Origin of the sequence: Streptomyces polyrhachis (assembly GCF_042663125.1) — a bacterium.
Taxonomy (GTDB): domain Bacteria; phylum Actinomycetota; class Actinomycetes; order Streptomycetales; family Streptomycetaceae; genus Streptomyces; species Streptomyces polyrhachii.
The window spans coordinates 48,950-61,205 of the sequence record NZ_JBHSZO010000018.1 but is presented as its reverse complement, the minus strand read 5'-3'; the positions used below and the strand labels follow the sequence as shown (position 1 = coordinate 61,205).

The 12,256-nt window shown below is 72.6% G+C and carries 7 protein-coding genes; 3 read left to right on the top strand and 4 right to left on the bottom strand.

Translation table 11 applies throughout. The features are described from left to right. Nucleotides 1–9 precede the first annotated feature (9 nt). Nucleotides 10–2,943 (bottom strand): SARP-family global regulator AfsR, encoded by a 2,934-nt coding sequence (afsR, locus tag ACFQLX_RS13335; RefSeq protein WP_386414690.1) that lies wholly within the window; start codon nt 2,941–2,943, stop codon nt 10–12. Nucleotides 2,944–3,428: 485 nt separating this feature from the next. Between afsR and ACFQLX_RS13330 the strand changes: the two genes are divergently transcribed. Beyond that, nucleotides 3,429–5,990 (top strand): bifunctional FO biosynthesis protein CofGH, encoded by a 2,562-nt coding sequence (locus tag ACFQLX_RS13330; RefSeq protein ID WP_386414689.1) that lies wholly within the window; start codon nt 3,429–3,431, stop codon nt 5,988–5,990. Nucleotides 5,991–6,226: 236 nt separating this feature from the next. Continuing rightward, nucleotides 6,227–7,333, top strand: coding sequence for an ADP-ribosylglycohydrolase family protein (locus ACFQLX_RS13325; protein ID WP_386414687.1), 1,107 nt, complete (start codon nt 6,227–6,229; stop codon nt 7,331–7,333). Nucleotides 7,334–7,467: 134 nt separating this feature from the next. Here ACFQLX_RS13325 and ACFQLX_RS13320 read toward each other — a convergent pair whose 3' ends face one another. The 3 genes from ACFQLX_RS13320 to ACFQLX_RS13310 form a co-directional block, all read right to left on the bottom strand. Continuing rightward, entirely contained in the window at nt 7,468–7,677 is a 210-nt protein-coding gene (locus ACFQLX_RS13320; RefSeq protein WP_386414686.1) for a DUF397 domain-containing protein, read from the bottom strand. A gap of 199 nt (nt 7,678–7,876) precedes the next feature. Continuing rightward, the gene (locus tag ACFQLX_RS13315) at nt 7,877–8,734 is read right to left on the bottom strand and encodes a helix-turn-helix domain-containing protein (protein WP_386414684.1); all 858 of its coding nucleotides are present in this window, start codon (nt 8,732–8,734) and stop codon (nt 7,877–7,879) included. Nucleotides 8,735–8,975: 241 nt separating this feature from the next. Further along, on the bottom strand, nt 8,976–9,710 hold the full coding sequence (locus tag ACFQLX_RS13310; RefSeq protein ID WP_386414682.1) for a GOLPH3/VPS74 family protein: 735 nt from the start codon (nt 9,708–9,710) through the stop codon (nt 8,976–8,978). A gap of 188 nt (nt 9,711–9,898) precedes the next feature. On the opposite strand from ACFQLX_RS13310, the gene ACFQLX_RS13305 reads away from it, so the two are divergent. Then, nucleotides 9,899–12,151, top strand: coding sequence for a D-alanyl-D-alanine carboxypeptidase (locus tag ACFQLX_RS13305; protein ID WP_386414680.1), 2,253 nt, complete (start codon nt 9,899–9,901; stop codon nt 12,149–12,151). Nucleotides 12,152–12,256: the final 105 nt, after the last annotated feature.

The following is a 12,256-nucleotide window of genomic DNA, read 5'->3' as shown; positions in this document are numbered from 1 at the left end:
GATGCCAGGTCAGAGCGCCGGAGTAGGGGACATGAGAGCCCGCACGGATGCCGCCTCGTCCGAACCCGTCTGTTCGTAGAGGGCCAGGGCCTGGCTCCAGCACGCCTGGGCCCGACCGTGCTGACCGATCTGCTCCAGCGCACGTCCCAGTACCACCAGGACATTGGCGGAGTACCAGTCGCCGCCGATGCCGTGGAGTCGGGCGAACGCCTCGTCCGCCAGTGCGGCTGCCTGGGCGGGGGCCTCACCGACCAGGTGGGCCTCGGCCATCCGTAGCAGTGCCATCGCCTGCCACAGCCGCATCCGGTGCTCCCGGAAGGTCTCCACCGCTTCGGAGAGGCGTTGCACCGCGCTCTCCGCACGTCCTGCCCCGGTGAGGGCGATACCCAACGCGTACAGCGCGTTGGCGGTCTGGAGCGAGGCTCCCAGCTCCCGGTAGAGGGCCACCGCCTTCTCGGCCAGCTGGATCGCACTTTCCTGACGTCCGGTCCTGGCGTGGATGCGGGAGAGGTTGCTGAGTGCGCTGGCCTCCCCGGAGAGGCTGCCGTCCGTACGGAAGGCGTTGAGCGCGATCTGCAGACAGGACTCTGCCGTCGGGTAGTTGCCCAGGACCGTGTTGACAGCCCCCCGGTCATTGGCCGCGCGGCTGCACACGAACACATCGCCGCACGCCTGTCCCAGCAGCATCGCCCGGGTCGCGTGCCGGTCCGCCTCCTCGAAGCGGCCGGAGAAGGTGTGCGCGAAGGTCAGGACGGTGTGGGCGCGTCCTTCGGCGCGGGCGTCGCCCTCCTGCCGCGCTGCCTCCAGGGCCAGGGTGGCGACCTGGTTGAACTGCTGGGAGTACACCCCGGACTCCGCGAGGTCGACGGCGGCCAGCAGCAGGTCGACCGCCCGGCCCAGGGAGGCGCCCGCTGTGTGCCGGCGCGCCGTCGCGAGTACGCAGTCGGCCTCGACGAAGAGCCACTCCTGGCTCAGGCTGCCGTCCTCGACCCGCAGGGTGGACGCCGCCAGCGGGCCGATGTGGGCCAGCAGCGGGTCGCCCGGCCGGCTGAGGGCGTACACCCCCGCCGTCGTCGCCAGATAGAAGTCCAGCAGCCGCGACAGCGCCGCCGTCCGCTCCGTCGGCGGCTGCTCGTCGCGCTCCGCGCACTCGCGGGCGTACAGCCGCACCAGGTCGTGGTAGCGGTAGCGGCCGGGCGCGGTGGACTCCAGGAGGCTGGCGTCGACCAGGGCCTCCAGCACGTCCTCGGCCGCGTCCGGATCCAGTACGAGCATCGCCGCCGCGGCGTGGACGGAGATGTCGGGGCCGTCGGCCAGGCTCAGCAGGCGGAAGGCGCGGGCCTGGGCGGGCGGGAGTTGGCCGTAGCCCAGCTCGAAGGTGGCCTTGACGGCGAGGTCGCCGACGCGCAGTTCGTCCAACCGCCGGTGCTCGTCGGCGAGTTTGGCGGCCAGGGTGGAGACCGTCCAGGTGCGGCGGGCGGCCAGGCGCGAGGCGGCGATGCGGATGGCGAGGGGGAGGTAGCCGCAGCGGCCGACGACGTCCATCGCGGCCTCGCGTTCGGGGGCGACGCGGTCCTCGCCGACGATCCGCACGAACAGCTCCATCGCCTCCACCGGGCTCATCACGTCGAGGTCGACGTGGTGCGCGCCGGCGAGGTCGGGCATCCGGCCCCGGGAGGTGATGAGCGCCGCGCAGCCCTGGGTGCCCGGCAGCAGCGGGCGTACCTGTGCGGCGTCGCGGGCGTTGTCCAGCAGCGCCAGCACCCGGCGGCCGGCCAGGGTGGAGCGGTAGAGCGCGGCGCGCTCGGACAGGCCGTCGGGTATCTCGGCGTCCTGGGCGCCCAGCGCGCGCAGGAAGGCGGCCAGGACGGTGCCGGGTTCGGCGGGGGAGGGGCCTGAGCCCTGAAGGTCGACGTAGAGCTGGCCGTCGGGGAAGCTCTCGCGGGCCGCGTGGGCGACGTGGACGGCGAGGGTGGTCTTGCCGACACCGCCGATCCCGGACACGGAGGACACCGCCATCACGCTGCCTCCGGTGGTCGACAACTGCTTGGACAGGTCGTCCACATAGGCCATCCGACCGGTGAAGTCGGAGACAGAAGCGGGCAGTTGGGAAGGGCGTACGAAGGTGCGCTCGGTGGCGGGGGCGGAGGGAGGGGCCGGTGCGGTCAGGGTGCGGTCCGCGCGCAGGATGCGGGCCTGGAGCTCCGACAGTTCGGGCCGCGGGTCGACGCCCAACTCGCCCCGCAGCAGGCGGCGGGTGTCGGCGTAGACGGCCAGTGCCTCGCTCTGGCGCCCGTTGCGGTAGAGGGCCAGCATCAGCAGCTCCCGCAACCGCTCCCGCAGCGGGTGCGCGGCGCTGAGCGCGGTCAGCTCGGCTATGGCGTCGGCGTGGCAGCCCGCCTCCAACTCCAGGCGCACCCGGTGCTCCAGCAGCGTCAGCCGCAGCTCCGCCAGCCGTACGCGCTGGGTCTCGGCGTACGGCCCCGGCGCGCCGGCCAGCGACTCGCCGTCCCACAGCGCGAGCGCCTCGGCGTACAGGGCGCGCCCACGCGCGAGGTCGCCGTCCGCCGCCGCCCGCTCGGCCTCGGCGCCCAGCGCCTGCGCCCGCTCGGCGTCCAGGCTCCCCGGCGCGCGCACGGCCGCGTACCCGCCCGCCCGGCTGGTCAGCGTGCCGGCGCCGAGCGCCTTGCGCAGCCGGGAGGCGTAGGTGCGGATGGTCGCCACCGCGTGCTCCGGCGGAGCGTCGCCCCAGAGCGCGTCGACCAACTCCCGCACGGTGGCGGTGCGTCCGTCGCGCAGCAGCAGGGCGGCGAGCAGGGAACGCTGCTGCGGCGACCCGGTGGCCAACTCGACACCACCGCGAACGGCCCGCACGGGCCCCAGGACATGGAAGGACAACTCCCCGTCGTCCCGGTGACCGCCACCGCTGATCTCCTCGCCCATCACCAACCCCCTCCCCGAGGCAGACAACCGCACCGCCACAGTCTGCACCCCCCGCGCCCCGCAGTCAGCGGCAGTTTTGGACGTTCACAACCACGAAGCGGACATTAGCCACGCACCGAACGAGACTTCCCTCAAATCCCCCTCAAATCCCACACGGCCCCCGAGCACAACGCCCCAGAGGCGCAGTAGATCCCCCCGAGCGCACCAGGAACCCACCCGCCCAAGGGAGGGGCCCGGATCGAGAACGCACCCCGAGCGCAACAGGAAGCCGCCCTACCCAAGGGAGGGGCCCGGAGCGACGACTCCGAAAAGACGCACCGCAACGCAGGCCCCCGACAGAGCAGCAAATCGACCGATGGCAAGTCAATCCCTATGGCTTTTCGGAGTTGTCGCGGAGAGGCCCCGCCCCCACAGGACGAAGCCCCGCCCCACAAGCACGAAGCGCCACCCACGAACACCGCCGAAGCCCCCCGTATCCTCGGAGAATGACCGCGACAGCAACCCGCCGCGCCCTCAAGCGCGCCCGCGACGGCGTAGCCCTGAACACCGAAGAGGCAGCGGTCCTCCTCCAGGCCAGAGGCGCGGACCTGGCAGCCCTGTGCACCTCAGCCGCCGCGGTCCGCGACGCCGGCCTGGCACAAGCCGGCCGCCCGGGCGTCATCACGTACTCCAAGAGCGTCTTCATCCCGCTCACCCGCCTGTGCCGCGACACCTGCCACTACTGCACCTTCGCCACCGTCCCCGGCAGGCTGCGCCGCGAGGGCCACGGGATGTTCATGTCCCCGGACGAGGTCCTGGCCGTAGCCCGCCGCGGAGCCGAACTCGGCTGCAAGGAAGCCCTCATCACCCTCGGCGACAAGCCCGAGGCCCGCTGGCCGGAGGCGCGCGAGTGGCTCCAGGCGCACGGCTACGACGACACCCTCGCCTACGTGCGGGCGATCTCCATCCGCGTCCTGGAGGAGACGGGACTGCTCCCGCACCTCAACCCAGGCGTGCTGAGCTGGCAGGACCTCCAGCGCCTGAAGCCGGTGGCCCCGTCGATGGGGATGATGCTGGAGACGACGGCGACCCGCCTGTGGAGCGAGCCGGGGGGCCCGCACTACGGCTCCCCGGACAAGGAACCGGACGTGCGGCTACGGGTGTTGGAGGACGCCGGCCGCTCCTCCGTCCCCTTCACCACCGGCCTGCTGATCGGCATCGGCGAGACGTACGAAGAGCGCGCCGAATCCCTCTTCGCCCTGCGCCGGATCGCCCGCGCCTACCACGGCATCCAGGAGGTGATCATCCAGAACTTCCGCGCCAAGCCGGACACGGCGATGCGCGCCCGCCCGGACGCGGAGCTGGACGACCTGGTGGCGACGGTGGCCGTGGCCCGCCACCTGCTGGGCCCGGCGGCCTGCATCCAGGCGCCCCCCAACCTGGTGGACGCCGAGTTCACCCGCCTGATCGAGGCCGGCGTCGACGACTGGGGCGGCGTCTCACCGCTGACGATCGACCACGTCAACCCCGAGCGCCCATGGCCCCGTATCGACGAACTGGCTGCGAAATCAGCCGAGTCGGGCTTCGAGCTGCGCGAACGCCTCTGCGTCTACCCGGAGTTCGTCACCCGGGGCGAGCCCTGGCTCGACCCGCGCATCCTCCCGCACGTCACCGCACTGGCCGACCCGCGGACCGGCCTGGCCCGCCCCGGCGCCCCGGTCCGGGGCCTGCCCTGGCAGGAGCCGGACGGCGGCTTCACGGCCACGCCGACCGGCCGTACGGACCTGCACCGCACCATCGACACCGAGGGCCGCAGCGACGACCGCCGCACCGACTTCGACTCGGTGTACGGGGACTGGGGCGCCCTGCGCGAGGCGGCGGCGCCCGGCATGGTGCCCTCGCGGCTGGACGCGGACGTACGGACCGCGCTGGCCCAGGCGGCGGACGACCCGGAGAAGCTGACCGACGCCCAGGCGCTGGCGCTGCTGCACGCGGACGGCGAGGCGCTGGACGCGCTCTGCCGGATCGCCGACGGGCTGCGCCAAGACGTCGTGGGCGAGGAGGTGACGTACATCGTCACCCGCAACATCAACTTCACCAACGTCTGCTACACCGGCTGCCGCTTCTGCGCCTTCGCCCAGCGCCGCACCGACGCCGACGCCTACACCCTCTCCCTCGCCCAGGTCGCCGACCGCGCCCAACAGGCGTGGGAGGTGGGGGCGGTGGAGGTGTGCATGCAGGGCGGCATCCACCCCGACCTGCCCGGCACCGCGTACTTCGACCTCGCACGCGCGGTGCGCGAGCGGGTGCCGGGGATGCACGTGCACGCGTTCTCGCCGATGGAGGTCGTCAACGGCGCCTCGCGCACGGGCCTGTCGATCCGCGAGTGGCTGACCGCCGCGAAGGAGGCGGGCCTGGGCTCGATCCCGGGCACGGCGGCGGAGATCCTCGACGACGAGGTGCGCTGGATCCTCACCAAGGGCAAGCTGCCGACGGCCAGTTGGGTGGAGGTCGTCACCACCGCCCACGAGCTGGGCCTGCGCTCCTCGGCCACGATGATGTACGGCCACGTGGACCAGCCCCGCCACTGGCTCACCCACCTGCGCCTGCTCGCGCGGATCCAGCAGCGCACGGGCGGCTTCACGGAGTTCGTCACCCTCCCCTTCATCCACACCAACGCCCCCGTCTACCTCGCGGGCATCGCCCGCCCCGGCCCGACGGAACGCGACAACCGCGCGGTGACGGCGATGGCCCGCCTCCTGCTGCACCCGCACATCCCGAACATCCAGACCAGCTGGGTCAAACTGGGCGCAGAGGGCGCGGCCCGCATGCTCCGCAGCGGCGCCAACGACCTGGGCGGCACGCTGATGGAGGAGACGATCTCCCGCATGGCGGGCTCCTCCTACGGCTCCCACCAGGCAATCAGCGACCTGGAGCACATCGCGACCCTCGCGGGCCGCCCGACGCGCCCCCGCACGACGCTGTACGGCGAGGTCCCCCCGGAAAGAACGGCGACGGCCCGCCGCCATGACGGCCAACTGCCGGAGCTGCTGCCGGTGTTGGAGTGAACGCACCGATGGAGACTGAGGAGTCGGACGTACACGACGAACCCCCCAGCCCGTCCGGCCCGCGGGCGGAGCCCGCTATCGGATGCAGCGAGGACGAGGCGCGAAAGCGCCAACACAGCCCGGCCGGCGTTTGAGGCCAGAGCTGCGAAGCAGCGATCCGGGGGGCCGGGGGCGAAGCCCCCGCAGCGCGACGCAACCCCAGGACCGAAACCGCCGAAGGCGTTATCGTGCACCGCATGACCAACACCGCGTGGGGGCGCGCAGAACAGCAGGACTTCCGCAGCAGAGTCCGCGGCAGCCTGCTCGGCGGCGCGATAGGCGACGCCCTGGGCGCAGGCATCGAGTTCGACTCCCTGGAGTCGATCCGCGAGAAGTACGGCCCGCAGGGCGTGACGGACTATGTACCGGCCTACGGCCGACGAGGCGCCGTCACCGACGACACCCAGATGACCCTCTTCACCGTGGACGGCCTCATCCGCGCCCAGGTCAGACGCGACGTCGGCGCCTGGCACCCGCCGTCCGACGTGCACGCCGCCCACCGCCGCTGGTACGCCACCCAGCACGACTGGGGCCCCGACGAGCGCAAGGCGGACACCGGCTGGCTGGCCGCCCAGGAGTGGCTCTACGCCCAGCGCGCCCCCGGCAACGCCTGCCTCTCCGGCCTCGCGGACGAGACGGCCGGCACCCTGGCGGCCCCCAAGAACCCCGACTCCAAGGGCTGCGGCGCCGTGATGCGCTCGGCGCCCTTCGGCCTGCTGGTCGGCTGGGAGCCGCACCTCGTCTTCCAGCTCGCCGCCGAGTGCGGCGCCCAGACCCACGGCCATCCCACCGGCTACCTCTCCGCCGCCGCCTTCGCCGTGATCGTCCACGGCCTGGTGCGCGGGGAGAGCCTTCCCGCCGCCGCCCACCGCGCGCTGACGCTGCTGGCCGCGCAGCCCGGCCACGAGGAGACGGCGCACGCCCTGCAGCGGGCGCTGGCCCAGGTACGTACCGGAGCGCCGAGCGCGGAGCGGGTGGCCGAGCTGGGGGAGGGCTGGGTCGCCGAGGAGGCGCTGGCCATGGGGCTGTACTGCGCGCTCGTCGCCGAGGACGTGACCCACGGACTGCTGCTGGCCGTGAACCACGGCGGGGACTCCGACTCCACCGGCTCGATCTGCGGGAACCTGCTGGGCGCCCTGCACGGGGAGACCGTGCTGCCGCCGGCCTGGCTGGCGGAGCTGGAGGGACGCGGCACGATCCTGGAACTCGCCGACGACTTCGCGCTGGAGATGACCCACGGCGCGGCCCTGCACACGGCGGAGCACATGGCCCCGGGCTGGCAGGCCCGCTATCCGCGGGACTGAACCACGGCGAACCTCCCCTGGACCGGCGGGAGGCGGCGGGAGTCGGCGGGAGTCCGCACCGCCGCGCCCCCTCGCCCAGGACGGCGTGCCGGTCGAGAGGGCGTCTGAGCGGCGGTGCCGGACGGACGGGCGGCTCAGGCCGCCTCGAACGCCCCGTCGTTCACCGCGGTGACGAACGCCACCCAGGACTCCGGTCCGAAGTCCAGTGTCGGACCCTGGGGGTCCTTGGAGTCGCGGACCGAAACAAGGCCCTGGGTAGGGGACTTGATCTCGACACACGCGCCGTTACCGGCGGAGTAGGACGACTTGGTCCACTCCTGCGTGGCTCCTTGCTGGATAGTCATGTTCACTCCGGTTACTGCCAGTGGGGAACTCGCCTGTCGGCGTACGTGCGTTGATCCGTTCTTCAACGCCTGTCCGACGCTACTCCCCAACATCACGACCCGAAGATGACTTTCACTCGACAGGATGGCTTCTTCCGGCCATCCCTTCCCCGCAGCTAGGGGCGGGGTGTACTGTGCCGCCGATCAGCTACGGGCGGGGTCAACGCGCGTACTCCTTCGCCGCGTCCAGGACGAAGCGGCGGGTCTCCTCGGCGCTCAGCGCCTGCGCGCGCAGATGCTCGTACATCATGCTGTAGCTCTGCACGTCGTTGGACTTCTCCAGATAGAGGTCGCTCGTCACGCCCTCCAGGTAGACCACGCTGGAGTCGGAGGTGTCCGCGAACTCCAGGATCGCGTACTGCCCGGTCACACCCGGGTGCGCGCCCATCGTGAAGGGGATGACCTGGAGGGTGATGTGCGGCTCCTTGGACAACTCCACCAGGTGGTCGAGCTGTTCGCGCATGACGGCCCGGCTGCCGACCTCGCGCCGCAGCGCGGACTCGTCCACGACGACCCACAGCCGCAGCGGGCCGTCCGGGTCCTGTATCCGCTCCTGGCGGCGCATCCGGACCTTCACGCGCTTCTCCACGTCCGCCTGGGCGACCTCCGGCAGGGCGCCGCGGATCACGGCCTCCGCGTACGCCGGGGTCTGCAGCAGGCCGGGGATGATCAGCGACTCGTACACCCGCAGCGAGGACGCGGCCGTCTCCAGGCCGATGTAGACGCTGTAGGGCATGTCCCCGAAGGCGTGCCACCAGCCCTGCTGGCGGGAGTCCTTGGCCATCTCCATCAGCGAGTCGACGACGCGCTGGTCCGCCACCTCGTACACCCCGCACAGATCGCGTACGTCGCGCTGGCTGATGCTGCGCCGGCCGTTCTCCAGCCGGGAGATCTTCGACTGCGAGACCAGCAGGCGCTCCGCCACCTGCTCCGCGGTCAGCCCCCGTTCCTCACGCAGCCTGCGCAGCTCCATACCGAGTCGACGCCGCCTGACCGTGGGATTGACGAGGGACGCCAAGGGAGTTGCACCTCCGAGCCGCGATGTGTCCGAACTACTGCGCAGCAGACTGCCACTCCTGCGCGTCGCGGCGCTGGCCTCCGGTGAAAAAAGCGCCCTGTCCAGCCGATGGCTTGACCGGACGGGGCGGGGCGGGGTCGGATTTCGCGTCCCCGCTCCGGCCTGCGGGGATCCCGGCGCTCCCGCAGTGCGGCGGGAGCGCCGGGTCCGTCTCGGCCGGGCCGTCCCTCGGCCCTCCCGGCTAGCGGGCCATCGCGGTACGGACCGACATCCCCGGATGCCGCTGCAGCCCCGACGGCTCCGGGTGCAGGCCGGTCCTGCGGCCGCCGCCCGGACCCCGGCGCGGCTGCGCGCCGACGCCGTTCTGCACGTCCATCACGGCGTGCGCCACCAGCCCGCCCATCGGATCGTGCCGGATCAGGTCCCGGAGGCGGGAGCGCGAGGAACGCCCCTCGTTCCCCGGGTAAAGGTGCTTGCCCAGCCCGATCGCGTGCGCGAGCGAGGCCAGGGCGGCGGTCCGCGAGTCCGGCGGGACGCCGGTGCGGATCGCCGTGTCCAGCCGGGCCTTGATGTCCCGGCAGACGGCCGAGTCGGACGCCTGGTAGCGCGTCGTCGGCAGCACCCCGCACATCTGGCCGGTCACGGCGTGCACCATGCCGCACCGCTCCAGATGGGTGAGATAGGTCTGGCGCAGCCCCAGCCGGGGCCCGCCGATCCAGTTCACGGCGCGAACGGGACTGCCGCGTCGGCGCAGCAGTTCCAGCGCGTGATCCAAGGTCGGATCTCCTGTCGGCCGTGGCAGCACCACGGCGATACGATCCCCGTCTGGGGCTATCCGTCCGGCCAGCGCCAGCTCGACGAGCTGTGCACCGGCCAGGCCGAGATCGAGCGACTGCGGCTGCGCTGTGGTACCCGTGGCCGGGTCCAGAGCGAGCAGCAGGAGCTCCTCCGGAATGTTTCTGCGGCTCTTGCCCATCCATGCCTCCCCGCGTGGATGTACGACAGGGTGACCCCTCTCACATTCATCTGTCGAGAGCGCGTGCGCGCTTTGTACGGGAACCAGTAGGTATGTCGTTCTCGTCATAGGGGAGAAGCGCGGCGGACGCACCACCGGCTACCCGTAGGGTGGGGCGCCGGGTGGTGCGGTGTTCGAAGGAGGAACCGGTGGCGGGCGAGTCCCCCGACAAGTCGGAGCAGCAGCAGTCGTCGGGGGCGGCGACTACGACTACCGAGGAGCGGAAGACGGAGGGCGGGTCCGCCGGGTCCGTCGATCCGCGGCTTGCGTTGTCGCTGCCGGACGAGGTCGGCACGTCGGAGGCGTCGGATTCCTCCGAGGCTGTACGAGAGGACGCGGCGCCCGCGGACGCGGTTGCGGCGGTGCCGGCGGCGCGGGAGGCGGACGCTCCCGAGGCTGAGGCGGACGACGAGGCGGATGTCGAGCCGGAGCCCGAGGCGGATGTCGAGCCGGAGGGCGCCGAGTCCGAGTCGGACGCCGGGTCCGCGCCGGAAGCGGAAGCTGAGCCGGCCGTCGAGCCCAAGACCGATGACCGGCTGCGTGCCGCCGTGACGGCGTGGGTCGCACTGGCCTCTGCGGAGGAGGGCGCGGAGCCCGAGGCGGACGCCGAGCCCGAGCCCGTAACGGACGCCGAACCGGAAGCGGAAGCCGAGCTTGAGGCGGACGCCGAGCCCGAGGCGGACGCGCAAGCCGAGCCGGCGGCGCCCGAAGACGCCGCGCCCGTCACGGAGGCGGACGAGGACGCCGAGCCCGTAACGGACGCCGAGCCCGTAACGGACGCCGAAGCGGAAGCGGAAGCCGAGCTTGAGCCCGCGGACGCTGCCGCCATCGAGGACGCCGCGCCCGCCGAGCCGGAAGCGGAAGCCGCGCCCGTAACGGACGCGAAGCCCGAGCGCCCCCGCGACCAGCCGACGACCGCCATCCGGCTGCCGGCCGCGAAGCCGGAGCCCAAGCCCGAACCGAAGCCCGAACCGAAGCCCGAACCCAAGCCCGAGCCCGCCGCGGCGCTCGTACCCGCGCCCGCGAAGCCCGCGTCCGAGCCCACGTCCGTCTTCGCCCCCCTGCCCGCCGAGAGCAGCGAGCGCACCTCGCAGCAGCCGCTGCCCCCCTACGCGCGGCCCATAGACCTGCTCGCCGAGCTGACCAACACCCCGCCACCGCCGGAGACCCCCCTGCGCACCATCGTGCGCCGGATCAAGATCTGGACGCCGCTGGTCGTGCTGCTCGCGGTCGTGCTCGCCGTGGTGCAGCTCGCCCGCCCGCTGCCCGCGCCGGCCATCGTGCTCACCGCGCAGACCCCGTACACCTTCGGCGGCCAGGACCCGAAGCTGCCGTGGCCCCGGTCGGGGCAGGCGGCCGTGGAGGTGGTGGGCCTCGGCGACCTGGGGACGCACGGCGAGCAGAAGCCGGTGCCGATCGCCAGCGTGGCCAAGGTGATGACCGCCTACCTGATGCTGCGCGACCACCCGGTGCGTGCCGGGAGCAAGGGCGCGATGATCCCCGTCGACCGCAGGGCCGAGGAGGAGGCCGGGCTGTCGGAGACGGACGGCGAGTCCACCGTCTACGTACGCGCGGGCCGGAAGATCAGCCAGCGTGAGGCGCTGGAGGCGATCATGCTCCCCTCGGCCAACAACGTGGCGCGGCTGGTGGCCCGGTGGGACGCCGGCTCCGAGAAGGACTTCGTGGCGAAGATGAACAAGACCGCGAAGGAGCTGGGGATGCGCGACACCACGTACACCGACCCCAGCGGCCTGAACCACACCACCGTCTCCACCGCCGCCGACCAGGTGCGACTCGGCAAGGCGGCCATGGAGGAGCCCCTGTTCAAGGAGGTCGTGCGGCTGCCGAAGTACCAGGACAGCCTGGGCGCCTCCCACCAGAACTGGAACCACCTGGTCCCGGCGAACGGCGTCGTCGGCATCAAGACCGGCACCACCACCAAGGCCGGCGGCAACCTGCTCTTCGCCGCCGAGCGGCAGATCAACGGCACCACGCAGCTGGTCGTCGGCGCCGTCCTCGCCCAGCCGCCCGCCGCCCGCGACAACTCCATCCTCACCGGCGCCCTGGACGCGGGCGCGGCGCTGATGGCGAAGGCGCAGGACGTGCTGGAGGCGGTGACGGTGGTGAAGAAGGGCCAGGTCGTCGGGTACGTGGACGACCGGCTCGGCCGCCGTACCCCGGTGCTGGCGACGAAGGACGTCACCGCGATCGGCTGGACCGGGCTGACGGTGGACCTGCGGATCGGCGACGGCGGCACGCCGCTGCCGCACGCGGGGAAGGCCGGTGAGAAGGTCGGGGTGCTGACGACCGGCGGCGGCCAGGGCGAGGTGAAGGTCCCGGTGGTGCTGGGTGAGGATCTGGTGGAGCCGGACTTCGGGCGCAAGCTGACCCGGATCGGATGAACTCCCGCCCCGGGGACGGCCCGGGGCGCGTGGGGCAGGACGGGGAGAGCCGTGGGCGACGGGGGGGTGCCGTGAGCACCGTGCGTTCCGAGCGGCGGCCCGCGG